The 25,673-nt window shown below is 36.0% G+C and carries 21 protein-coding genes and 1 riboswitch; of the genes, 18 read left to right on the top strand and 3 right to left on the bottom strand.

Annotated features, from left to right (window positions below; translation table 11 throughout):
• Window position 1 precedes the first annotated feature (1 nt).
• Entirely contained in the window at window positions 2-1,324 is a 1,323-nt protein-coding gene (locus FSZ17_RS17250; protein ID WP_057771902.1) for a radical SAM protein, read from the bottom strand.
• Window positions 1,325-1,651: 327 nt separating this feature from the next.
• Between FSZ17_RS17250 and FSZ17_RS17245 the strand changes: the two genes are divergently transcribed.
• From FSZ17_RS17245 to FSZ17_RS17235, 3 genes are read left to right on the top strand one after another with little or no spacing between them, the layout of a single operon-like run.
• The gene (locus FSZ17_RS17245) at window positions 1,652-2,863 is read left to right on the top strand and encodes a PucR family transcriptional regulator (protein ID WP_057771900.1); all 1,212 of its coding nucleotides are present in this window, start codon (window positions 1,652-1,654) and stop codon (window positions 2,861-2,863) included.
• A gap of 38 nt (window positions 2,864-2,901) precedes the next feature.
• Complete coding sequence (locus FSZ17_RS17240; protein ID WP_057771898.1) at window positions 2,902-4,914, top strand: molybdopterin-dependent oxidoreductase; 2,013 nt, start codon at window positions 2,902-2,904, stop codon at window positions 4,912-4,914.
• 1 nt (window position 4,915) lies between these two features.
• Window positions 4,916-5,455, top strand: a complete 540-nt coding sequence (locus tag FSZ17_RS17235; RefSeq protein WP_057771896.1) for a 4Fe-4S dicluster domain-containing protein — start codon at window positions 4,916-4,918, stop codon at window positions 5,453-5,455.
• A 37-nt stretch (window positions 5,456-5,492) separates the two neighbouring features.
• Here the strand turns inward: FSZ17_RS17235 and rnhC are convergent, their stop codons facing one another.
• Window positions 5,493-6,431, bottom strand: coding sequence for a ribonuclease HIII (gene rnhC, locus FSZ17_RS17230; RefSeq protein WP_057771894.1), 939 nt, complete (start codon window positions 6,429-6,431; stop codon window positions 5,493-5,495).
• A gap of 125 nt (window positions 6,432-6,556) precedes the next feature.
• On the opposite strand from rnhC, the gene zapA reads away from it, so the two are divergent.
• The 13 genes from zapA (at window position 6,557) to FSZ17_RS17165 (ending at window position 22,336) form a co-directional block, all read left to right on the top strand.
• Window positions 6,557-6,817: a cell division protein ZapA gene (gene zapA / locus FSZ17_RS17225; protein ID WP_057771892.1), complete on the top strand. Its 261-nt coding sequence runs from the start codon at window positions 6,557-6,559 to the stop codon at window positions 6,815-6,817.
• Between the two features lie 7 nt (window positions 6,818-6,824).
• Complete coding sequence (locus tag FSZ17_RS17220; protein ID WP_057771890.1) at window positions 6,825-7,367, top strand: CvpA family protein; 543 nt, start codon at window positions 6,825-6,827, stop codon at window positions 7,365-7,367.
• A gap of 152 nt (window positions 7,368-7,519) precedes the next feature.
• Window positions 7,520-9,241, top strand: coding sequence for a DNA polymerase/3'-5' exonuclease PolX (gene polX / locus FSZ17_RS17215; RefSeq protein WP_057771888.1), 1,722 nt, complete (start codon window positions 7,520-7,522; stop codon window positions 9,239-9,241).
• Between the two features lie 23 nt (window positions 9,242-9,264).
• Complete coding sequence (locus FSZ17_RS17210; RefSeq protein ID WP_057771886.1) at window positions 9,265-11,619, top strand: endonuclease MutS2; 2,355 nt, start codon at window positions 9,265-9,267, stop codon at window positions 11,617-11,619.
• An 18-nt stretch (window positions 11,620-11,637) separates the two neighbouring features.
• On the top strand, window positions 11,638-12,045 hold the full coding sequence (locus FSZ17_RS17205) for a DUF350 domain-containing protein (RefSeq protein WP_057771884.1): 408 nt from the start codon (window positions 11,638-11,640) through the stop codon (window positions 12,043-12,045).
• Between the two features lie 530 nt (window positions 12,046-12,575).
• On the top strand, window positions 12,576-14,276 hold the full coding sequence (locus tag FSZ17_RS17200) for an AMP-binding protein (protein WP_057771882.1): 1,701 nt from the start codon (window positions 12,576-12,578) through the stop codon (window positions 14,274-14,276).
• 240 nt (window positions 14,277-14,516) lie between these two features.
• Window positions 14,517-15,104, top strand: coding sequence for a fatty acid metabolism transcriptional regulator FadR (locus FSZ17_RS17195; RefSeq protein ID WP_057771879.1), 588 nt, complete (start codon window positions 14,517-14,519; stop codon window positions 15,102-15,104).
• A gap of 23 nt (window positions 15,105-15,127) precedes the next feature.
• Entirely contained in the window at window positions 15,128-15,901 is a 774-nt protein-coding gene (locus FSZ17_RS17190; RefSeq protein ID WP_057771878.1) for an enoyl-CoA hydratase, read from the top strand.
• 281 nt (window positions 15,902-16,182) lie between these two features.
• Window positions 16,183-16,956 carry an electron transfer flavoprotein subunit beta/FixA family protein gene (locus FSZ17_RS17185; protein WP_057771876.1) on the top strand — a complete coding sequence of 258 codons (774 nt, stop codon included), beginning with the start codon at window positions 16,183-16,185 and terminating at the stop codon, window positions 16,954-16,956.
• A gap of 148 nt (window positions 16,957-17,104) precedes the next feature.
• A complete protein-coding gene (locus FSZ17_RS17180; protein ID WP_057771874.1) occupies window positions 17,105-18,082 on the top strand; it encodes an electron transfer flavoprotein subunit alpha/FixB family protein in 978 nt (325 codons plus the stop codon).
• Window positions 18,083-18,459: 377 nt separating this feature from the next.
• Window positions 18,460-18,774 carry a thioredoxin gene (gene trxA, locus FSZ17_RS17175; RefSeq protein ID WP_057771872.1) on the top strand — a complete coding sequence of 105 codons (315 nt, stop codon included), beginning with the start codon at window positions 18,460-18,462 and terminating at the stop codon, window positions 18,772-18,774.
• Window positions 18,775-18,869: 95 nt separating this feature from the next.
• Window positions 18,870-20,642, top strand: coding sequence for an excinuclease ABC subunit UvrC (gene uvrC / locus FSZ17_RS17170; RefSeq protein ID WP_057771870.1), 1,773 nt, complete (start codon window positions 18,870-18,872; stop codon window positions 20,640-20,642).
• A 113-nt stretch (window positions 20,643-20,755) separates the two neighbouring features.
• Window positions 20,756-20,935, top strand: a riboswitch (Lysine riboswitch).
• Between the two features lie 171 nt (window positions 20,936-21,106).
• Entirely contained in the window at window positions 21,107-22,336 is a 1,230-nt protein-coding gene (locus FSZ17_RS17165) for an aspartate kinase (RefSeq protein ID WP_057771868.1), read from the top strand.
• 46 nt (window positions 22,337-22,382) lie between these two features.
• Here FSZ17_RS17165 and FSZ17_RS17160 read toward each other — a convergent pair whose 3' ends face one another.
• Complete coding sequence (locus FSZ17_RS17160; RefSeq protein ID WP_057771866.1) at window positions 22,383-22,841, bottom strand: YslB family protein; 459 nt, start codon at window positions 22,839-22,841, stop codon at window positions 22,383-22,385.
• A 385-nt stretch (window positions 22,842-23,226) separates the two neighbouring features.
• Here FSZ17_RS17160 and FSZ17_RS17155 point away from each other — a divergent pair, with 385 nt between their 5' ends.
• The gene (locus tag FSZ17_RS17155) at window positions 23,227-23,835 is read left to right on the top strand and encodes a succinate dehydrogenase cytochrome b558 subunit (protein WP_057771864.1); all 609 of its coding nucleotides are present in this window, start codon (window positions 23,227-23,229) and stop codon (window positions 23,833-23,835) included.
• Between the two features lie 72 nt (window positions 23,836-23,907).
• Window positions 23,908-25,659: a succinate dehydrogenase flavoprotein subunit gene (gene sdhA, locus FSZ17_RS17150; RefSeq protein WP_057771862.1), complete on the top strand. Its 1,752-nt coding sequence runs from the start codon at window positions 23,908-23,910 to the stop codon at window positions 25,657-25,659.
• Window positions 25,660-25,673: the final 14 nt, after the last annotated feature.

Raw genomic sequence — 25,673 nt, 5'->3', positions numbered from 1 at the left:
ATTAACTAACATCTTCTAACTGAAATAATGCTGGTGTAGTCCAATCAATACTCACTTCCTTAATCAATCTTTCCATGTTCTCAAATTCAACAATGCAAGATACAACAGCAATTTCGACATTCATATCGTGTAATAGATTAATAGCTTCTACTGGAAATTGAATGAAATCATATTGTTGATTTATTTCGTATGGAATGTTGTTTTCCTCAAGTTTGAAAAGGGCTTTTCGCTTTTCCTTTCCAAAAATTTTGGCAGTTTTAAAGAAATAATCTCGATTAGAAAAAGAGTATGTTTTCTCCAGTTTCTGGTCATAGTTTTGTTGATAGATCTGGCCTGTGAACTTATTTTCTAGTGAGCAGTAATGAACACCAAGCTTTAAGTTTTGCTCGATAGCAAACTCTATTAGCTTCAGGCAATCCTCCTCACTTTTAGCGATGGCTAAACCGCCAGCGTACCAATAGTTGTAATACATTTCATAAGGTGGATTTTTTAGTTCAAATCCCCGTTCAATAAAGGGTTTGGGATTTTTTAATGGAAAACAGAATTCCAATAAATTAATCCCGAAAATATCTAATTTATCTAACTCAATGAGAAGTTCTTTCATTTCCTCTAATGTCCCAGGAATGACTGGCATTTCTACAAGAACATTTGGAATATAGCTTTTTGCTAGTTTAATTTTTCTTAAAATGTGCTTACGTTTTTGTGAAGAATCATCCATCTTTATACTGAATCGAATTTCCTTTAATCCAGCCTCCATCAATTTTTTCAGAATATCATCAGTTAAAAGATCACCAGCAGTATATAAACGAGTGAACGATTCTGGTGAATTTTTTTTAGCAAATTGGAAGAAGTGTATCGTCTCATCTGGAAATAAAAGAGGTTCACCACCAGTTAAGGCAATATGCTTTAGCTTGTACCCGTTATTGATTAATGAGGCTAGTTCTTCCGTTGCTTCTCTTTGATTCTCTAAATAATGCGTAAAGTTATCTTGATTTTCATTGAAGCAAAAATAGCAATTTCGATGGCATTTCATTGAGAGAAAGGTCGTATAGCTTTCTGAACCTGTTTGACATGCTTCACAAGCACTTGAAAAACGATTTATATAGATGCTTTTATTGTTATTACGAAAATGAGCTCCGCTATTCTTTAATTTAGTCAGCAGCTTTGTTTTTTCAATGCTGTTTTGTGCATGCTCTAAGGGAAGCCCAAATGCCTTAATATTTACTAATGTGTTGCTCTCAATATTTGTGAATAACTGAGCATATCTTAAAAAAAATTGATTCCTAATAACGTATAAACTATCCTTTGTGATTTTCTTTATCATTTCCTCACTTCCTTTTGAAAAATAATAGTTGTTGAAAACTATTCCTTATGAAGTTACAACTTATTTTAGAAGGATGAACAAGCGCATTGAAATGAAGACAGCGCACTTTTTTTGTGAAGTAATTCACAAAATGTTGCTATCTTTATTATAGAAAAACTATTTTAAAGATGATATATTCCTGATGTACAAAAATGATCGTCTATTTTTGTACAGAAGAACAACGAGTTTTTTACGGTCTTGTGACATCCGTTGAAGCTAGTAAGAGAATAATATAGTATTTAATAGGAAGTTATTTTTTTACGAAGGTAAAGAAAGGAATGGAGATTAGTGGAGAGAAGCCTCTTTGTCCCAGATTATCTACATCATTTGCTTGAGGGGTTGGAAAATGGACTGCAAGGAATTTGTGATAAATTAGCTAATTTACTATCATTCCCTGTCATTGCGATTGATCCATTATATATTCTTCTATCATCTTCACATCCTGAAAATAATATATTAGTTGAGTACTTAGATGATATAGAGATAGAGGAAGCTAATATATACAAATGCCAATTGACATTTAACAACGATACGTTACTAGGAATAGGTTCCGCAATAATAGTGGATGGAAAATTAAAAGGTTACTTAATTATTTCTTGCGGTGAAATAGCAGATGATGAGTTATTACAATTAAACTCAATTATTTCATATGCTTCATTACTATGCTCATTAGAGATTCGAAAGAAATTCCAAATAAAACAAGAGCGCCAGCATTTTAAAGAAGCATTTATATATGATCTGCTATATGGAAATATAAAGAAGAAAGATGAAATTATCTCTTACGGTCAGTTTTGGGGCTGGGATTTTAACCTCCCGCATACCGTGATTGTCTTTTCGTTGAGGGATTTTGAGTACTATTCTGAGGATCAGCATTTTATTGGAATTATATTTTATGCAATTGAAAAATTGTTGATTGAAAGAAATTTGAAGCCGATAGCAATGAAAAAGCGCGGTGAAGTAATTGTGGTTTATCCGTTACATGAAAGTGAGCAAGTAAAGAAGCGAGCAGAAATAAATACATTTGTTCAACATATAATAAATCAAGTTGAGAAAGCTAATTTATCATCAAGAATTATTACTGGTGTTGGCAGGGCATGTGCAAATCCAGAAATGATTTTTCGAAGCTATCAAGAAGCTAAGGTAGCATTTGAGCTTGGCCAATTATTAGATATCACTACTCCATATTTTAATGATTTAGGTCTTGAACGCATTTTATATAAACATGATCTCCAAGATCTGAAAGAATATTATTTTCATATTCTCGGTGATATTGAAGAGAACGACTCCCTTCATGGCGGGGAGCTCATGCGTACACTGGAAAAATTTTCTGCAAATCAATATGACTTAACAAAAACATCTGATGCCATGTTTCTTCATCGTAATACTTTACGCTATCGTATAAAAAAAATTGAAGAGATATTAGATAAAAAGCTAGATGATATGAATGTAAAACTAAACATCACTGCAGCATTAAAGATTAGACAACTTAGAAAGTTTTAAGGACTTATTTACTACTTATGCAAATGTAGGTGTTAGAAATGGAAATCTATCGTAATGCATGTCCCCGAAATTGCTTCGCATCATGCAGCATGCTTTCATATGTAAATAATGGGGAGATTATTAAAGTTTCTGGAGATCCGAAGCATGGGTTTAATCAGGGGAGATTATGTGCAAAAGGCTATGCATTTACCCAATATGTATATAATCCATATCGTTTAAAATATCCTATTATGCAGTCACCGAGAGGATCTGGAAATTGGAAAAGGATTACTTGGGATAAGGCATATTCAATCATAATCGATAAAATTTTAGAATTGAATGTAAGATACGGTTCCAACCTTGCTTGTGGCTATAATAAATTTTCTGGGAATCTCGGACTTCTTCATTATGCCGTCGAAGGAATGTTTAATAGTTTTGGACCTCATACGAAACCCGTTGGGAATCCTTGTTTAATCTCTGGAGAGCAAGCTATAAAATCTTCATTCGGACAAACTGTTAGCTTAATGCCAGAAAAAATGGTAGATGCAAATTTAATTGTTATTTGGGGAGCAAATCCAGCTGTAACGAATGTTCATCAAATGAAGTTTATATTCAAAGCTCGGCAAAAAGGTGCAAAGCTAGTCGTTATTGATCCAATTTTTACGCAAACTGCCGCTAAAGCAGATATTTATATTCAAGTAAACCCAGGCACAGATGGTCTGCTCGCACATGCGATCGCTAAAATATTAATAGATTCATCTTTATATGATCAGGAATTTATAGATAATCAAACGACAAACTGGATTGAATATCGTCAATACGTAAGTACCGAAGTGAATATTACTGAAGTTAGTCAAGAAACTGGCGTATCCATTGAAGGAATAAATGAGCTTGCTCATTTATATTCATTATCCAAACCCTGTGCTACATGGATTGGCTTTGGTATTCAACGGAATAAAAATGGCAGGGAAAATATTAGTGCTATAAACACATTGGCAGCATTAGCAGGTACGCTTCAAAAGGGAAAAGGAGGCGTATATTATGCACATAATGGTTTAGAGGATTTTCCTGCTAACTTATTGAATCATCAAGGTCCAAAACATTCTAATATAAACACTTCAAGGGAAATTAATATAAATAAATTTGCTGAAGAAGCAATAAAACTATCTGAGCCACCACTTAAGTTTTTATGGATTGCTTCAAGAAATCCACTTTCACAGGATCATGATTTTAAAAAATGGGAATTACTTTTCCATGAGCTTGAATTAATTGTGACGGTTGATTTGTTTATGACGAGGACCGCAGAATTATCTGATATAGTTTTACCAGCAACGACCCATTTTGAAGACCCAGATTTAATTATTAGCTATTGGCATCAGTGGCTTTCTTATAATGAACAAGCAATTCCTGCATATTTTGAATCGAAGAGTGATTTGCAAATTGCGAGGGATTTAACAAAAAAATTAAATGAGTGTTCGCCGAATTTTTCAAATTTCCCTCATGAATTGGAGCCAATTGATTGGATTGAACGAGAGATAACTCCATCAATAAAGGAGCTTTATTCTTTAAAAAGCTATAAACAGCTTCTTGATGGACCGCATTTAAGAAATGAGGAGAAGCATAGCGAAGGATCATCTTCAATGAATTTTCATTTTGTTATTCCAAATAAAATTGCTTCGAGCTCTGAAGCTTCTACTAATGTGATTGAAGATCAGGATAGTAATCCTTTCAAGTTAATAACACCACAGTCATTATTAAGAATTCATTCACAATATGGAACATTATCGTGGCTATCATCAGAAAAAGATGAAGCGATTGTAGAACTGTCTGAGTATGCTGCAGAAAAATATTGGATATCAGAAGGGGAAAAGGTTGAGGTTTATAATCAAAATGGAAGAATAGCTGCTACAGCGAAAATAAACCGGTATCTACCGAAAAAGGTTATTTTAGTTAATCAAGTTGGAAAAAATCCAATCAATCAGGTTATTGTGCATGAAGAGAATTCAAATATTGGAAAATCAAGTGCAAATTTTTATGATAGTAGCGTAAATATTCGGAAATGGCGTGACTGAAATGGTTAAACAGATGGGCTTTGTTTTTAATATTGATCTTTGCATTGGATGTAAAGCTTGTGAAATCGCTTGTAGAAATGAAAATCAAACTGTCAGTGCAGTAAAATGGCGCAAAGTTTCAAAGTTAACAGATGACACTTATCTTTCCATTTCGTGTAATCATTGCAGCAGTCCTGAATGCTTTCGGGTTTGTCCAGAGAATGCATTTACGAAAAGAGGAGATGGGATTGTACAAATAAATTCCAACTTATGTACAGGCTGTGGTTTATGTATTTCGGCTTGTCCATTTGGTGTACCACAGTACGATCCAGAATTGCACAAGGTTAGCAAATGTCAAATGTGTTATCCTCGTCAAGATAAAGGCTTCCTTCCTGCTTGTATAGAGGCATGTTCAACAGGCGCGATAGGTATGGAAAATTTAGATAACTTCTGCAGCAGAGAAGCAGTAAGTACTATACCTGGTTTTCCAGATTCCCGATTAACAAACCCTTCAATTGTCTTTTATCCTGCAAAAAAGAGAAAAAGATATTTCTTGAATTAAAAAATGCGACTATTTGTCGCATTTTTTTTGAACAGTTTTATTTTAGATATTTTTTCATATATATTTGTTTTGCCTTTTCTGTATTAGCAAAATGCAGCTTCGTAAATGCAGGAAGAACATCTATTCCTTTTTCATATATGAGACGGGCTGCATTTTCATCGACTTTTGGCCCTGCCCCTTTCGTAATGGTAAATCCGACTTCCTTGCTTAATTGATCAAAATGGCGAACGAAGGCATATCTTGCAAGAATGGAGGCTGCTGCAACAGCTAGGTGAATGCCTTCAGCTTTTGTACTGAAAAAAACATTCTTTTTATGTACAATTTTTTCATTTTTTAAATATTGATAATAAACTTCCTCTTTTGCAAATTGATCAATTAATATCGCTTCTGGGAGCTCTGGAGCAATTTTATTCAGTACATGCCCAATGGCTTTATTGTGTAGCAGAGATTTCATCTTACCCTGAGACATCCCTGATTTTTGCAGCAAATTATATTTCTCATTATGTAATGTTAATAGGCTATAAGGGACAATATCCTTAATTTGTTTGGCAATACTTATGATTTTTTCATCATTTAAATCTTTCGAATCTTTAACACCTAATTCCTTTAATAATGGGATTTGTTCCTTTTTTACATAAGCTGCAACAACTGTGATTGGACCGAAATAGTCGCCAGTACCTACTTCATCTGACCCAATAACAGATCGAGAAGAAATATGTTCTGGTAAATGTCCAAGGTTTTTCTTTTCCTTTTTTGAGGAGGAAACATGGCTATTTTCACCCCATTTGGCGGATTCCTCTATGCTGCCACTTCCCTGAAATAAGACTTTTCCAGACTTATAAGCGGTAATGGAACAGCAGGGGGTTTTAGCTGCAAAAATTCCGCCAGGGGGGACTTTATCTGTGAGATAGGATTGATAATATACTTTCATCTCATTTATTTCATTTATTTTCTTAATAATTACAACATTACTCATAGAATCTTCTCCTTATCGTGAAATGATCACATATTCTGTGCGTTTCTGACATGCTCCTACTTTCCACGATTTTATATTTCGTGTTATGATATGGATTAGGATTCAAAAGGATGGAGGCATTCATATTGTCAGATTTACAGAAAAGCCGTACAAGTGTAGATATATATGGACAGCAATATATTATTATTGGTACTGAGAGCAGTAGTCATATACGATTTGTAGCCTCTATGGTTGATGATAAAATGCGAGAAATCAGTTCTAAGAATCCTTATCTAGACAGCAGTAAGTTAGCCGTATTAACTGCAGTCAATGCCGTTAATGACTATATTAAGATGAAAGACCGATTAGAGCAGCTTGAAAATGAATTAAAAAGGGAAAAGGACTGAATAAGTCATGCTAGATCTTGCAATAGTCATCATTTTAATTATAGGTTTTATCGTTGGTTTAAAAAGAGGCTTTATTCTTCAATTAATCCATTTAACCGGCTTCATCATTGCATTTATTGTTGCGAATATGTATTATGAAAAGCTTGCCCCTAAGCTAACATTATGGGTACCTTACCCAAGCTTTGGCGACGATTCAACAATTCAAATGTTCTTTGATCATGCCAATTTGGAAGATGCCTATTATCGCGCCATTGCTTTTGTCGTGATTTTTTTTGCTGTCAAAATCGTTCTGCATCTAATTGGAAGCATGCTTGATTTTGTTTCGAGTCTGCCAATTTTAAGGACGTTGAATATTTGGGCAGGTGGAATATTAGGATTTGTAGAAATATATCTTATCATGTTTATTTTATTATACATAGCTGCCCTAGTGCCAGTGGATTCCATTCAAAATGCCTTGAATGATTCTTTTATGGCAAAAGGTATTGTGAAAAATACTCCAATATTCTCACAGCAAATAAAAGAGATGTGGATCGAATATATGGCATCGTAACTTCTCTAAGTTAGAGAAGTTTTCTTTTTAATAGGAAGCAGTGAAGAAAAATATAATTTAGGATATACCCTTAACATCCAAAAGATATTATTTAACTTTAAAGGAAACAATAAATAGATCAATTAACTTGACCAAAAAAAGCAGGTGTTCAGATGTCTGTAAATAAAAAAGATGTGGTTCGGCTACTAGAAACGATTGCAATCTATATGGAGCTAAAAGGGGAAAACACCTTTAAAATAGCAGCATTTCGAAAAGCGGCAGCAGCCCTTGAATCGATTGATCTTAGCATAACAGAAATAGATGATTTCACTAAGCTTCCTGGTATTGGAAAGGGAACCTCAAGCGTCATTGAGGAGTATATAAAGGAAAGCAGTTCAACAGTATTAAATGAACTGAAAGCAGAAGTCCCGAAAGGATTAATCCCTCTTCTACAATTACCTGGCCTTGGCGGCAAAAAAATTGCCAAGCTTTATAAAGAGCTTAGGATTGAAAATGCTGCTGATTTAGAAGAATCCTGTCTAAATGGTAAAGTTCAATCACTTCCTGGATTCGGAAAAAAAACAGAAGAAAAAATCCTAGACGCACTAAAAAATGCAGGTTCAAGACCAGAACGTCTTCCACTTGCTTATATGCTGCCTATTGCTGAAAGTATTGAATCTTATTTAGGCAAGATCATTGAAATCAACAGGTTTTCAAGAGCTGGAAGCTTAAGAAGGGTGCGCGAAACAATTAAGGATTTAGATTTTATCATTGCGACGGAAGAGCTTTCTTTAGTAAAAGAAAAACTACTAGCATTCCCAGGAATAAAGGAGATCATAGCTGCTGGTGACACAAAAGTTTCCGTTATTCTTGAATACAGCTATGATTTATCCGTCGATTTTCGTCTTGTAAAACCCCATGAATTTGCAACTACTCTACACCATTTTACTGGATCGAAGGATCATAATGTAAGAATGCGCCAGCTTGCTAAAGAACGCGGGGAAAAAATTAGTGAATATGGAGTCGAAAATAACGAAACGGGTGAGATTACCACTTTTACGAGTGAAGAAGAATTTTATGCTTATTTTGGACTTCCGTTGTTCCCGCCGGAAATAAGGGAGGATGGGAAGGAAGTAGATGAATATACAACTGATATGGAGCTAATCTCTCTTGCAGATATTAAGGGAGATTTACATATGCATACTTCATGGAGCGATGGGGCCTTCTCAATAGAAGAAATGGTTGAAGCCTGTCGTGAACGCGGTTATAAATATTTAGCCATAACCGACCACTCCCAATATTTGAAAGTAGCGAATGGTCTTACCCCTGAAAGATTAAGGCAGCAAAAAGAAGAAATAAAGCGTTTAAATGAACGATACTCAGATATTATAATACTCTCAGGAGTTGAAATGGATATACTTCCAGATGGTACATTAGATTATGATGATGAATTGCTTGCTGAAATGGACATTGTCATTGCCTCAATTCATTCATCATTTACACAGCCAAAAGAAAAGATCATGCAGCGGTTGAAAACAGCCTTGAAAAATCCTCATGTTGACATTATCGCTCATCCGACGGGTAGACTAATTGGTCGTAGGGATGGGTATGAAGTAGACATGGATATGTTAATTGAGCTGGCAAAAGAAACGAACACTGTCCTTGAGCTTAATGCAAATCCGAATCGACTTGATCTAGCTCCACAGTATATTCGCCAAGCACAGGACGCAGGTGTGAAAATTGTCATTAACACAGATGCTCATAAAATTGATACACTTAATCATATGTCTATTGGTGTTTCAACAGCCAGAAAAGGATGGATAAAGAAAAGTACTGTCCTTAATGCTTTAAATACAGATGAACTGATTACATTTTTGTCCAATAAGCAAAAATGATCAGAATTGGAGGTCATACCCTCATGCAGGAACGAATACTAAAAGTATTAGAATTTAATAAAGTGAAAGAGCAATTACTCGAGCATGTTTCTTCTACCTTAGGAAAAAGGAAAGCGGAAAATTTAATGCCATCTGTGAATGTTGAAGAGGTTTTACAGTGGCAGGAGGAAACGGATGAAGCGGTTAAAGTTCTTAGAATAAAAGGGAATGTTCCACTTGGCGGCATCTATGATATTCGTCCACATGTTAAAAGATCAGTCATTGGTGGAACGCTAAGCCCTCAGGAGCTAATTCAAGTAGCAAGCACAATCCATGCGAGTAGACAAATCAAAAGATTCATCGAGGAATTTGTAGAAGAGAGAGATGAATTACCTAGTTTAATAAGCTATGTAGATCGGATTATTGTTTTAGCAGATTTAGAATCGTCTATTAAAAATGCGATTGATGATAATGGAGAAGTCCTTGATAGTGCAAGCGACACGCTCCGATCACTTAGAAATCAATTGCGGACAAAAGAGGCACGGGTTAGAGAACGACTCGAAAGCATGATTCGTTCATCAAATGCCCAGAAAATGCTGTCAGATGCCATTATTACCATTCGAAATGATCGCTTCGTTATCCCTGTAAAACAAGAATATAAAGGGCATTACGGCGGAATTATTCATGATCAAAGCTCTTCAGGTCAAACATTATTTATTGAACCTCAATCGATTGTCCAATTAAATAATGAGCTCCAAGAAATTCGTGTGAAAGAAATACAGGAAGTAGAACGAATCTTGATCGAGCTTACAAGTAAAGTTGCTGAGGAATATGAAGAGCTAGAAGTAATAGTCGAAGTACTTGCAGAAATTGATTTTATGTTTGCTAAAGCACGTTATAGTAAGAGAATTAAGGCTTCGAAGCCAGAAGTGAATAATGAAGGAAGAATCGCTTTATTTAAGGCACGCCATCCGCTTATCAATGAGGATATTGTGGTAGCCAATGATATTACGTTAGGAAAAGACTATTCTACGATTGTCATTACGGGTCCTAATACTGGAGGGAAAACCGTAACATTAAAAACGGTAGGTTTATGTACATTAATGGCTCAGGCTGGGCTGCAAATCCCAGCATTGGATGGATCAGAAATTGCTGTTTTTGGAGCTGTTTATGCTGATATCGGTGATGAGCAATCGATTGAACAAAGTCTTAGTACTTTTTCATCACATATGGTGAATATTGTAGATATTTTAAACAAAGTTAATTTCGATAGCCTTGTTCTTTTTGATGAGCTAGGTGCAGGAACAGATCCCCAAGAAGGCGCTGCACTTGCGATTTCGATTTTAGATGAAGTTTATAAACGCGGAGCAAGAGTCATTGCTACTACTCATTATCCAGAACTAAAAGCGTATGGGTATAATCGAGAAGGAGTCATTAATGCAAGTGTAGAATTTAATATTGATACATTAAGTCCTACTTATAAACTTCTCATAGGTGTTCCAGGACGAAGCAATGCATTTGAGATATCAAAGAGGCTTGGTCTGCAAGATGATGTTATCAATACTGCCCGGTCCTATATTAGTGCTGACAGTAATCAAGTTGAGAATATGATTGCCTCATTGGAAGAGAGTAAAAGATTGGCAGAGGCTGAACGGGAAGAAGCAAATGAATTATTAAAAGGTGCTGAAAAACTTCATAAAGATTTGCAAAAGCAAATGGTTGAATTTTACGAGCAAAAAGATGCGCTTCATGAAAAAGCTGCAGAAAAGGCAGAAGCGATTGTTGAGCAAGCTAAGGCAGATGCGGAAAAAATCATACGTGATTTAAGACAAATGCGAATAGAAAAAGCAGCAGAAATAAAAGAGCATGAATTAATTGAAGCGAAAAAGCGTTTAGATGAAGCTGCCCCAAAAATTAAAAAGTCAAAGAAACCAATCACCAGGAAGGAAGAGCGTGTATTAAAACCTGGTGATGAAGTAAAAGTATTAAGCTTTGATCAAAAGGGTCATCTGATCGAAAAAACCTCTGATAATGAATGGCATGTTCAAATAGGTATCTTGAAGATGAAAGTATCGGAAAAGGATCTGGAATTTATTAAAAGCCCCAAGCCTGTTGAAACAAGACCGATGGCAACTGTGAAAGGTAAGGACTTCCATGTGAATCTAGAATTGGATCTACGCGGAGAAAGATATGAAAATGCCTTGCTTCGCGTTGAAAAATACATCGATGATGCACTACTTGCAGCATATCCGCGTGTATCAATTATTCACGGTAAAGGAACTGGTGCATTAAGACAAGGGGTTCAGGAATATTTACGTAATCATCGGTCCGTGAAAAAAATCCGTTTTGGAGAAGCGGGTGAAGGTGGATCAGGTGTTACAATCGTTGAGTTTAAATAACGTGCGGGGAGAAATGACATGAATCAATTTTGGGAAAATGAATTTGTAAGAACTGCTGGGTATTACAGTGTAGTAATCCTTTGTATGATTGTTTTTCTAGCCGTTTTTGAGCTTGTCACGAAATATAGGAACTGGGATGAAATCAAAAAAGGAAATGTAGCGGTAGCTATGGCAACTGGGGGAAAGATTTTCGGGATTGCCAATATTTTCAGACATTCCATTATGCATAATGATACATTGTTAACGATGATAAGCTGGGGCGTTTTTGGCTTCATCCTATTACTTATTGGCTATTTTATTTTTGAATTTCTTACGCCAAAATTCAAAATAGATGAGGAAATTGAAAATAATAATAAAGCAGTTGGATTGATATCCATGATTATTTCTATTGGTTTGTCATTTGTTATCGGGGCAGGGCTATCTTAAGGAGCGAAAAAAAGTGGATAAATTAGCAAAAATATTATTTGTTCTCTGTGGTTTATTTATCTTAATAGGCAGCATATATCTATTATTCATTGTTTAATGTTTTATCAATATAATTTCGAAAAAAATCGCCATGACACAATGGCGATTTTTTTTGGCTAATAAGAAAGTTTAAGTTTATTAACGTACTAAAGTAAAGTGTGAGTTCAATTAAATATCTGCTAATAAGATCGCATAAGAAAAACTAAGGCGTTCGCCAAAAAGGACTTGCGAACGCCAAGTTTTTCTAAGCTAACAGGAAAATTTAAGTTATTAACCTACTAAAGTTAAGTGTGTTTTCAATTAAATATCTGCTAATAAGATCGCATAAGAAAAACTAAGGCATTCGCAAAAATGACTTTGCGAACGCCAAGTTTTTCTAATTAAGTGTGAAAAGTCTTATTCTAATTGTCACGTAAACTTCATTATATTATAATAGGAATGAACAGTTTGAATGTTCTAAAAACTTAATTTTTAGAAGGAGGGAATAAAAATTGAATAATAAGCCTTGGCTTCAAACATATCCGGATGAAATCCCCTCAACTTTGACATATACAAGCCAGCCGGTACAAGATTACCTGAGGATGGCAGCAAAAGAAAATCCTAATCGAATTTCTATTCATTTTATGGGTAAGGAATTTACCTATCAACATATTTATGAATCATCAATCAAACTGGCAGGATATCTTCAGGAATTAGGAATAAAAAAAGGTGACAGAGTTGCCATTATGCTGCCTAACATCCCTCAGGCTGTTATTAGTTATTATGGGATTTTAATGGCGGGAGGGATCGTTGTACAAACAAATCCATTGTATATGGAACGAGAACTTGAATACCAGATGAAGGATTCTGGAGCAAGAGCGATCATTACGATGGATATATTATTCCCAAGAGTAACAAAGGTGATGCCAAAGACGGATTTACAGAATGTAATTGTAACCGCTATCAAAGACTTTCTTCCTTTTCCGAAAAATCTCGTATACCCTTTTATTCAAAAGAAGCAATATGGAATTGTTGTCAATGTAAAGCATGAAGGCAACAACCATTTGCTGACTGAAATATTAAAGCTGCCAACTCGAGCGTTAAAGGAATATGAAATCGATTTTGAAGAAGATTTAGCATTATTGCAGTATACAGGCGGAACAACAGGCTTCCCGAAAGGGGTTATGTTAACACATCGAAACCTCGTTGCAAATGCGTCCATGTGCAAGGCATGGTTATATAAATGTAAGCCAGGTCAAGAGGTTGTACTAGGCATATTGCCATTCTTCCATGTATATGGAATGACAACTGTATTAATTTTAGCAGTTATGGAAGCACATAAAATGGTACTTCTGCCAAAGTTCGATGTAGAAACAACACTTAAGACCATTCAAAAACAAAAACCAACATTATTCCCGGGAGCTCCAACAATTTATATAGGATTATTAAACCATCCGGATTTAAAGAAATACGACCTCTCTTCTATTGATTCATGTATAAGTGGCTCTGCAGCACTTCCTGTCGAAGTTCAGCAAAAGTTCGAGGAAGTAACAGGTGGAAAACTTGTGGAAGGATATGGATTAACAGAATCATCACCTGTGACACATGCGAACTTCCTATGGGATCGTCCACGTGTAAAAGGAAGTATTGGTGTACCATGGCCAGATACCGATTCAGCAATTCTTTCATTGGAAACTGGTGAGCATCTTCCACCTGGTGAGGTTGGAGAAATTGCTGTAAAGGGTCCACAAGTGATGAAGGGATATTGGAATCGTCCTGAGGAAACGGCTGAAACATTAAAAGATGGCTGGCTATTAACAGGCGATCTTGGCTATATGGATGAAAATGGCTACTTCTATGTTGTCGATCGGAAGAAGGATATGATTATTGCAGGGGGATATAATATTTACCCACGTGAAATTGAAGAAGTGCTTTATGAACATCCAAATGTACAGGAAGTTGTAGCAGCTGGAATTCCTGATCCGTATCGCGGTGAAACAGTTAAAGCCTATATCGTATTAAAAGAGGGTACAACAACAAGTCAAGAAGAATTAAATGAATTTGCACGGAAGCATCTAGCTGCCTACAAAGTTCCAAGACTTTATGAATTCCGTGATGAACTTCCGAAGACAGCTGTAGGTAAGATTTTGAGAAGAGCTTTAATAGATGAAGAAAAAAAGAAAGCGAATGATCATATAGAAAAGCAGGCTTAATTAAAGACCGAGCTCATTCGGTTCTTTATTTTTGAATATTTAAGCTTGTCTATTCTTTTCGGAAATGTCATAATTAAGCAAACAAAAGACAAGCATTTTGTTGACACAGAAAAATTGTAATTCTATTATAAAAATATGAATGATTATTCATTCATTATTTAGGTTCAAAAAAATATTTGACATTCATAAAAGTATAAAGCTTTAAAAAAATAGCAGGAATTTCTTGAGAGGAGGTAAAGCTTGAAAAAGAACAGACCTAAATACCGTCAAATTATTGATGCTGCCGTTATTGCCATTGCAGAAAATGGCTACCACCATGCGCAAGTTGCAAAAATTGCAAAGCATGCAGGAGTAGCTGATGGCACTATTTATTTATATTTTAAGAATAAAGAAGATATACTTATCTCTCTCTTTCAAGAAAAAATGGGTAGTTTTGTTGAAAAAATAGAAGAAAAAATTGAAGGAAAAGAAACAGCAGCGGAGAAATTATTAATGATGATTGAAACGCATTTTAATATGCTTTCAGAAGATAGGCATCTAGCCATTGTAACGCAGTTAGAGTTAAGACAGTCAAATAAAGATCTTCGCCATAAAATTAATGAAGTTCTAAAGGGATATTTATCATTAGTGGAAAAGATTTTAAAGGACGGAAAAGAAAGTGGAGAGTTTTCACCTACTCTCGATATTCGATTGGCGAGACAAATGATTTTTGGTACGATGGATGAGACAGTTACTACATGGGTTATGAACGATCAAAAATATGATTTAACCGCATTAGCAGAATCTGTACATCAATTACTTCTTAATGGTTGTACAGCACGATCATAATCTGTTAGAAAAGGGGATGGAGTATGGAATTATTAAAATGGTCATTCCAAGATATGGTGGCTACCATTACGATTGAGCGTCCACCGGCAAATGCTCTTTCATCAGGATTATTAAAGGAACTATCTTTGGTATTAGATGAAATTCAATCAAATGATGAAATAAGAGTCATCTTAATTCATGGGGAAGGCAGATTTTTTTCAGCAGGTGCCGACATAAAAGAATTCACTACAATAGATAATGGAGAAGACTTTACTAAACTAGCAACTTTTGGACAAGAGCTTTTTGAAAGAATGGAGACTTTCCCTAAGCCAATCATTGCTGCCATTCATGGGGCTGCACTTGGTGGGGGCTTAGAGCTTGCGATGGGATGTCATATTAGATTAGTAGCTGAAAATGCTAAGCTTGGTTTACCTGAGCTTCAGCTTGGATTAATTCCTGGGTTTGCCGGAACACAGCGTCTTCCTCGTTTTGTAGGTTCGGCGAAAGCAGCTGAAATGTTATTTACAAGTGATCCGATAACAGGATTGGAAGCCGTTCAATTTGGGCTTGCAAACAAGGCATATCCAGAGAATGAGCTAATGGAAAATGCTTACCGAATGGCAAAGAAAATAGCAAAGAAGAGTCCAGTTTCTATTAAAGCTGCTATCGAGCTATTGAACTATGCAAAAACCGACAAGTATTACGATGGGGTTAAAAGGGAAGCAAAGCTATTCGGTGATGTGTTTGTTTCTGAAGATGGTAAAGAAGGAATTACGGCATTTATTGAAAAGAGAGAGCCAAATTTTACAGGAAAGTAGAAATTTCATTATTTTTAGATAACAATTAGACTAGCAATCAATTATAATAGAATTATACGAGGCAGCTCTTTAGCATCGTATAACAAAAATTATCTTAATCTTTCGAAGTGATAAAATGTTTTGTTTGTAATTACGCTTTTATTATCTAGCTACAGTGCCTAGGGACTCGAGGTCATAAGCCAATCCGACAAGAAGGTTAAAGAGCAACCTTCTCGCCGGCTCGTCTTATGCTTGGCGCCCCTGAGCGAGGCACTTACGCTTTTATTATTAGGAGGGAAATCATGAACATCTATGTTTTAATGAAAAGAACCTTTGATACTGAAGAAAAAATTACTATTTCTAGTGGCCAAATAAACGAAGATGGGGCAGAATTTATCATTAATCCTTATGATGAATATGCGATAGAAGAAGCAATCCAAGTTCGTGATGAAAATGGCGGAGAGGTTGTTGTTATCTCTGTCGGAAATGAAGAAACTGAAAAACAGTTGCGTACGGCTCTAGCTATGGGAGCAGATAAAGCTGTTTTGATCAATACTGAAGATGATCTAGACTATGGGGACCAATTTACAACAGCAAAAATATTATCTGAATATTTAAAGGATAAGGAAGCAGATTTGATTATTGCAGGAAATGTTGCTATTGATGGCGGCTCAGGTCAAGTTGGACCACGTGTTGCGGAATTGCTTAATATTCCATATGTAACAACGATTACTAAGCTTGAAATTGCAGGAAGCAATGTAACAGTTGTTCGTGACGTTGAAGGAGATTCTGAAGTAATTGAAACATCCCTTCCTCTTTTAGTAACTGCACAGCAAGGATTGAACGAGCCTCGTTACCCTTCATTACCAGGAATCATGAAGGCAAAGAAAAAACCTCTTGATGAGCTTGAGCTAGATGATCTTGATCTGGATGAAGACGATGTAGAGGCTAAAACAAAAACGATTGAAATTTACCTTCCTCCTAAAAAGGAAGCGGGTAAAGTTCTTGAAGGTGATTTATCAGATCAAGTAAAAGAACTTGTAAATCTACTGCACACTGAAGCAAAAGTAGTCTGAATAAAAATTTAAATATAAAAATTAGTACTAAAACAATAATTTAGATTAGGTAGGGCTATTGTTGGAATAGGTAATTTTGTTATTCTCTATTACTTTTAATTCAACTTTTGGCGTCTAACCTCTCGAAAAACGCAGGAGGTAAATCATAATGACTAGAAAAGTGTTAGTGTTAGGTGAAGTCCGTGATGGATCATTGCGTAATGTTTCCTTCGAAGCAATTGCTGCAGCAAAAACAACTGCTGAAGGCGGAGAAGTTGTCGGAGTTTTAATCGGTAATTCTGTAAACGCTTTAAGTGGAGAATTGATCCAATTTGGTGCTGACCGTGTAGTTACAATAGAGGATGAAAAATTAAAACAATATACTCCAGATGGTTACTCTCAAGCAATTATGGCTGTAATTGATGCTGAAAAACCAGAAGGTCTTATCTTTGGTCATACAGCATTAGGAAAGGACCTTGCCCCTAAAATTGCAGCAAAATTAAACTCTGGATTAATTTCAGATGTGACTGCTTTAGAAGTAGCAGGAGGAAACTTAGTTTTCACACGTCCTATTTATTCTGGAAAAGCATTCGAAAAGAAAATTGTTACCGATGGTTTAATTTTTGCAACTATTCGTCCGAATAATATTAGTCCTTTAGAAAAGGGTGAATCAAGAACTGGTGAGGTATCTTCTTTATCAGTTGATATTAAAGATCTTCGTACAATCATTAAAGAGGTAGTTCGCAAGGCAAGTGAGGGTGTGGATCTATCTGAAGCGAAGGTTATAGTAGCTGGAGGACGCGGGGTTAAGAGTGAAGAAGGCTTTTCTCCATTACAGGAACTTGCAAAAGTTCTTAACGGAGCTGTTGGAGCTTCCCGCGGCGCTTGTGATGCAGACTATTGTGATTACTCATTACAAATCGGTCAGACAGGGAAGGTAGTTACTCCTGATCTATATATTGCTTGCGGTATTTCAGGTGCAATTCAACACCTTGCAGGCATGTCAAACTCCAAAGTAATTGTTGCTATTAACAAGGATCCTGAAGCAAATATCTTTAAAGTGGCAGATTACGGAATCGTTGGAGACTTGTTTGAAGTTGTCCCAATGCTTACTGAAGAGTTTAGAAAATTATTAGTTAATGCATAGAAAAGCGGAAGCGCCTTGAAAGGGGAACATCAACTAAATACCGCCACGTCCTGTCGCATTGTCGACACTAGTACATCCTGTACGTCGGGGGTAGGCGCTCCTCCTAAAAGCTCCACTTTTAGTCGTGCGATGCATATGCTGCCGAAGCATTCCTTGTGGAGCTAGGCATTCCTCTAACTCGCGAAAAGATTTTTATATTGTGAAATGACGGGCGGTATTGATTCCGCTCGTTTTTATGTCATACAGTCTTTTCTACATATACGAATAGTAATACTGAATAAGGGAAAATTACGTATCGAAGCAAAATGTTAGCATCAGTAAATAATCAATGTTATACTGTCGGTAGTATATAAGTTGAATATTAGGAGGCATTTATTATGGCAATTACAAACGTTACAGATCAAAGCTTCGCTACTGAAACTGGTTCAGGAGTCGTTCTTGCAGACTTTTGGGCTCCATGGTGCGGACCGTGTAAAATGATCGCTCCAGTTTTAGAAGAGCTTGACTCTGAAATAGGAGATAAAGTAAAAATCGTAAAGATTGATGTAGATGAAAACCAAGAAACAGCAGGTAAGTTTGGTGTTATGAGTATCCCGACTTTACTCGTTTTTAAAGACGGTGAAGTTGTAGATAAAGTTGTCGGCTTCCAACCGAAAGAAGCTCTTGCAGAACTTCTTTCTAAACATGCATAATAAATAAGATTAAATGTAAATTAAACCCCCGGCTTCTCCATTGAAGTCCGGGGGTTTTGCTAAGGAAAGAGCATTTCTAATTTGGAAGTGAAAATATGAATGAAATGATTAAAAACAAACTAATGCTTTTACCTGATCAGCCTGGCTGTTATTTAATGAAGGATCGCCAAGGAACAATTATCTATGTAGGGAAAGCAAAAATATTAAAAAATCGTGTTAGATCGTATTTTACTGGCTCGCATGACGGGAAAACCCAAAGGCTTGTAAATGAGATCGAAGACTTTGAATATATTGTAACATCCTCTAATATGGAAGCATTAATCCTTGAGATGAACTTAATCAAAAAGTATGATCCGAAATATAATGTAATGCTCAAGGATGATAAGACCTATCCGTTTATTAAATTAACTGCTGAGAAACACCCCCGCCTCATTACAACTAGAAAGGTAAAAAAAGATAAGGGGAAATATTTTGGTCCATATCCAAACGTATCAGCTGCTAATGAAACAAAAAAACTCCTGGATAAAATTTATCCATTAAGAAAATGTACAACACTTCCCGATCGTGTTTGCCTTTATTATCATCTAGGACAATGTCTTGCACCATGTGTAAAGGAAGTCGGCGAGCAAGAATATAAGAAAATGACAGATGAAATTACCCGTTTTTTAAATGGCGGCTATAAAGAAATAAAAAAGGATCTCACAGAGAAAATGATAGCTGCAGCTGACGAGCTAGACTTTGAAAGGGCAAAGGAGTTCCGAGACAAAATCGTTCATATTGAGGCCACAATGGAAAAACAAAAAATAACGACGACAGACTTAACTGATCGTGATGTATTTGGTTTCGCAGTGGACAAAGGCTGGATGTGTGTACAGGTATTCTTTATTAGACAAGGAAAGTTAATCGAACGAGATGTTTCGATGTTTCCACTTTATCAAGAGCCTGAAGAAGAAATATTAACTTATCTGGGGCAATTTTATTTAAAAGCAAATCACTTTAAACCGAATGAAATATTGCTTCCTGATTCAGTGAATGCTGAAATGGCTGAAGAGCTCATAGGAGTTAAAGTTTTTAAACCACAGCGTGGACAGAAAAAAGATTTAGTTAAACTTGCATGCAAAAATGCGAAAATTGCCCTTCAAGAAAAATTCTCTCTCATTGAAAGAGACGAGGAAAGAACCATTAAAGCCGTTGAAAATTTAGGTGATCAGCTAGGGATTTATACCCCTCACCGAATCGAGGCTTTCGACAACTCCAATATTCAAGGAACAGATCCGGTTTCTGCAATGGTTGTCTTTATTGATGGGAAGCCAGAGAAGAGAGAGTACCGTAAGTATAAAATAAAATCTGTTCAAGGCCCGGATGATTATGATTCAATGCGGGAGGTTGTTCGCCGAAGATATTCTCGGGTTTTGAAGGAAAATCTTCCTCTGCCAGACTTAATTATCATTGATGGAGGAAAAGGTCATGTAGAAACGGTTAGAGATGTACTGGAAAATGAGCTCGGCCTTGATATACCTATTTCCGGTCTTGTAAAGGATGATAAACATAGAACTTCACAGCTTTTGTATGGAAATCCATTAGAAATTGTACAACTTGGAAGAAATAGCCAAGAGTTTTATTTGCTACAAAGAATTCAAGATGAGGTTCACCGTTTTGCGATTACATTTCATAGACAGCTAAGAGGAAAAAATGCCTTTCAATCTGTGCTTGATGATATCCAAGGAATAGGTGAAAAACGAAAGAAGCAGTTGTTAAAAACCTTTGGATCCATAAAGAAAATGAAAGCTGCATCACTAGAAGAATTAAGAGAAATTGGTCTTCCAGCGAATGTAGCGGAGGATTTAATTAAAAAATTACAGGAATAATATTGTTTGAAAAAAATGAATGTGCTATAATAACTGAAAATTAAATATTACTTTATCACATTAAAGCGAATTCAAAAAGAGAGTTAATTCTTAATTTTTGAAATGTCTCTTATAGTGAAGATAGAGGTGCGAACTTCAATAGTAAATGCTTGGAGAAGAATGGGCTTCAATGAAAAGCTTTGAAAGGGAATGTTTGCCGAAGTGGAGAAAGTCTCATCACTTTCTTTGCTGGTTTTGTATTGAATAAATGCAAGATTGTCAAGACAAATTCGTCTTGGAGAGCTATCACACTGTGAATAATCGTATTTTTTATACGCTTATAATCACAGCAATGGGATAGAATCTCATTGCTTTTTTTTATGCCATTATCCAAAACAAATCAAGGACGTAGGCATATTTTCTAAAGCAATTGTAGTCAAGACGGTCAAAACAAACTACTCGAATTAATAGAAAGAGGGGTAACCGTGGGACTAATTGTATTGAAGTTTGGTGGGACATCTGTTGCGAATGTGGAGAGAATAAGAAATGTAGCTAATAGAATAATTGAAGAAAAGAACAGAGGAAATGATTGTATAGTTGTTGTTTCTGCTATGGGGAAATCAACTGATGAGCTAGTCAGCTTAGCAAAGGAAATTTCCCCCAACCCAAATAAAAGAGAAATGGACATGCTCTTAACTACTGGAGAACAGATAACGATTGCATTATTAGCTATGGCTCTATCTGAACAGGGTTATCCAGCGGTTTCTTTAACAGGTTGGCAAGCAGGAATAAAAACTGAATCAGTTCATGGAAATGCCAGAATTATTGATATTGATACAGAAAGGTTAGAAAGTGAACTAAGCCAAGGCTTGATTGTCATTGTCGCTGGTTTTCAAGGGCTTACGAAGGAAGGGGCAATTTCTACATTAGGACGTGGAGGATCTGATACAACAGCTGTGGCCCTAGCTGCAGTTCTGAGAGCAGATAAATGTGATATTTATACAGATGTAACAGGAGTATTTACAACAGATCCTCGCTATATAACAGATGCTAGGAAGCTTTTAGACGTATCATACGATGAAATGCTGGAGCTTGCACATTTAGGTGCAAGTGTTTTGCATCCAAGAGCGGTTGAGTTTGCAAAAAACTATAATATCCCATTAGAGGTCCGTTCTAGCAGTGAGAGGGAAGCAGGAACGATCATCGAGGAGGAAGTCAATATGGAGCAAAATTTAGTTGTACGTGGAATCGCATTTGAAAGTGAAATAACGAGAGTAACCGTTTTAGGTTTGTCTAATTCCTTGTCATCACTATCTGTTATTTTCTCTGAATTAGCCAAGAATCATATTAATGTCGATATTATTATTCAAAGTACGATAGCTGATCAATCAACAAATCTTTCATTTTCGATTAAAAATGAAGATCTGAATGAGACGCTTCAGGTATTAGAAAATTGTAAACAAAGAATAAACTATCATCAAATTGAATCTGAGCAGGGCCTAGCGAAAGTTTCTATTGTTGGTTCAGGGATGATCTCCAACCCAGGGGTGGCAGCAAAAATGTTTGAAGTACTATCGACAGGCAATATTCCAATTAAAATGGTTAGTACTTCAGAAATAAAGGTTTCAACTGTCATTGAGCAAGAAAAAATGCTTCAGTCTGTTCAGTTGCTGCACAACGCTTTCAATTTATCTGGTATACCTGTAGAATCCTAATTTAAAAAGAAAAAGGCTTTCTACAGAAAGCCTTTTTCCAGTATTTTCATGATCGATTCAGAGTGTCTTTTTTATCCCATTTTACCGTGAAGTGCACTTTTCCCTTTTTTTTGTGGGGTTGTTCATATGCTTCACAAATTACTTCTTTCTGCATTTCTATTTGTTGTGCTATAAACCCAGCTTCCAGCTGAAATGTGCACTGATCATTTTTTTGCAGTCTGTCATTTATTAAGGAACTGAATAGCATAAATTCCATTTCGTTTTTTGATTCTTTTATTATACTAAGGTTTCCCCAGGCGGCCTGTTGAAAAAATTCGATCATTTGGGATATAGATTCCATGGGGTATTGGCGAGCAAGTCTTTTTCCTGCCCAATACAAAATGTCAGGTGCATCATTACCTAATATTTCGTTTAGTAGAACTTCTCGAATAAGTTCATAACCGAATACAGGAATGGTTTCAGATTTTTTTTCGTCATGTCTTAATTCTGCAGCTGTTTCACTCAAGCTAGATTCCTCTCTTTCTATTATTCTTCTATTATATACAATGTGGAACTAATTTAGACATGTAAACTTGAAAAAAGGCTATTTTTGTGACTAGAAAAAAATACTATTTCGAAATAAATAGAGATTTGTATTAATTATAGAAAAAACAAGGTCATCCATGCCATTTTTATAATATCAATATATTTCAAAAATTTTTTCATTTGAACAATTTATGTAATCGTTTCCTTGACGCTCTAAGATGTTGAGAGTAAAATGGACATGTCACATAATTGTAAGAAAATGATATGCCATTTTCGAGTTGATGTTTAAGGAAAAACACGACTTTTATACATAATGTTTAAAAGTGAAACCTTGAGCATCTTGTAAAAATTTAGGGGGGTAAATCATGGCGGGTAATCGAGAATTTTTTTATCGCAGATTGCATTCATTACTTGGTGTAATACCTGTAGGTTTGTTTATAGTACAGCACCTTGTAATCAATCATTTTGCAACAGGGGGAGAGGAGTCGTTTAATAAGGCTGCAGGTTTTATGGAAAATCTGCCATTCAGAACTTTCTTGGAAGTTTTTATTATATTCTTGCCTTTATTATTTCATGCCATCTATGGACTTTATATTGCCTTTACTGCTAAAAACAATGTAAGTAGATTTGGATTTTTCCGAAATTGGATGTTTATGCTCCAACGTATTACTGGTGTTATTACGCTTATATTTGTTTCATGGCATGTATGGCAAACTCGAATACAAGCTGCACTCGGTGAGGAAGTTAACTTCGACATGATGGCGAGCATTCTTTCAAATCCGTTTATGTTCTGGTTTTATATAGCTGGTGTTATTTCTACCATTTTCCACTTCTCTAACGGTTTATGGTCTTTCTGTGTCAGCTGGGGAATCACACTCTCACCTCGTTCACAGGTAATATCAACATATGTAACGATTGCTATCTTTATTGCGCTATCTATTGTAGGTATTCGTGCAATTACAGCATTTATTTAATATTATATTAAAAATTTGTTCGGGTTTAAAAGTTGTACTTTAGGTTTACTAAGTATTAGGGAGTGAATCACAATGGCTAAAGGTAAGGTAATTATTGTCGGCGGTGGTTTAGCCGGCTTAATGGCAACAATTAAAGTTGCAGAATCAGGGACTCCGGTTGAGTTATTCTCTTTAGTTCCGGTTAAACGTTCTCACTCTGTTTGTGCTCAAGGTGGTATTAACGGAGCTGTAAATACAAAAGGAGAAGGGGATTCTCCATATATCCATTTCGACGATACCATTTATGGTGGAGACTTTTTAGCAAACCAGCCTCCTGTTAAAGCAATGGCTGAGGCTGCACCAGGGATCATTCATTTATTAGACCGTATGGGCGTTATGTTTAATCGTACACCTGAAGGATTGTTAGATTTCCGACGCTTTGGAGGAACTCAGCATCATAGAACAGCATTTGCTGGTGCAACTACTGGTCAGCAGCTTCTTTATGCTTTGGATGAGCAGGTTCGTCGTTTCGAGGTTGCTGGTTTAGTGACGAAGTATGAAGGATGGGAATTTTTAGGTGCTGTCATTGATGATGAGGGGATTTGTCGTGGTGTAGTAACGCAAAACTTAACCTCTTCTGAAATTAAATCCTTCTCTGCTGATGCAGTTATTATGGCAACTGGCGGACCTGGAATTATTTTTGGAAAATCAACAAACTCTGTTATTAATACTGGTTCAGCAGCTTCCATTGTTTATCAGCAAGGTGCATATTATGCAAATGGAGAATTTATCCAAATTCACCCGACAGCTATTCCAGGGGATGATAAGCTTCGTCTTATGAGTGAATCAGCACGTGGTGAAGGTGGTCGTGTTTGGACATATAAAGATGGTAAGCCTTGGTATTTCTTAGAGGAGAAATATCCTGCATATGGAAATCTTGTTCCAAGGGATATTGCTACTCGAGAAATTTTTGATGTGTGTGTAAATCAAAAATTAGGAATTAACGGAGAAAACATGGTATACCTTGATCTTTCTCATAAAGATCCTCATGAGCTAGATGTTAAGCTTGGTGGAATCATTGAAATATATGAGAAGTTCATGGGTGATGATCCACGTAAAGTTCCTATGAAAATCTTCCCTGCTGTTCACTATTCAATGGGCGGACTTTGGGTTGATTATGATCAAATGACTAATATTCCAGGCTTATTTGCAGCAGGAGAGTGTGATTATTCTCAGCATGGTGCAAATCGCCTTGGTGCTAACTCATTATTATCTGCCATTTATGGCGGGATGGTTGCAGGTCCTAAGGTTCTTGAATATATTGAGGGTCTTAAAAAGCGTTCGGATGATGTATCTTCTTCCATATTTGAAGGCTATGTGAAGCAAGAAGAAGAAAAATGGAAGAACATCATGTCTTTGGATGGTACGGAGAATGCATATGTCATCCATAAAGAGCTTGGCGAATGGATGACAGATAATGTAACAGTTGTTCGACATAATGACAGACTATTAAAGACAGATGAAAAAATTGTTGAACTTTTAGAACGCTATAAAAACATTAATATTAATGACACGGCAAAATGGAGCAACCAGGGTGCGACATTTACTCGTCAATTACAAAATATGCTTCAATTAGCACGTGTTATCACAATTGGTGCATACAACCGTAATGAAAGCCGTGGTGCACACTACAAGCCGGAATTCCCAGATCGTAATGACGAGGAATTCTTAAAAACAACAATGGCTAAGTTTGTGGATTCCAATTCAGCGCCAGAATTCCATTATGAAGATGTCGATGTATCATTAATTAAACCACGTAAACGTGACTATACAAAAAAACACTAATAGAAAGGGAGAGT

Source organism: Cytobacillus dafuensis (assembly GCF_007995155.1).
Lineage (GTDB): Bacteria > Bacillota > Bacilli > Bacillales > Cytobacillaceae > Cytobacillus > Cytobacillus dafuensis.
This window is presented reverse-complemented; position numbering and strand designations above follow the sequence as displayed.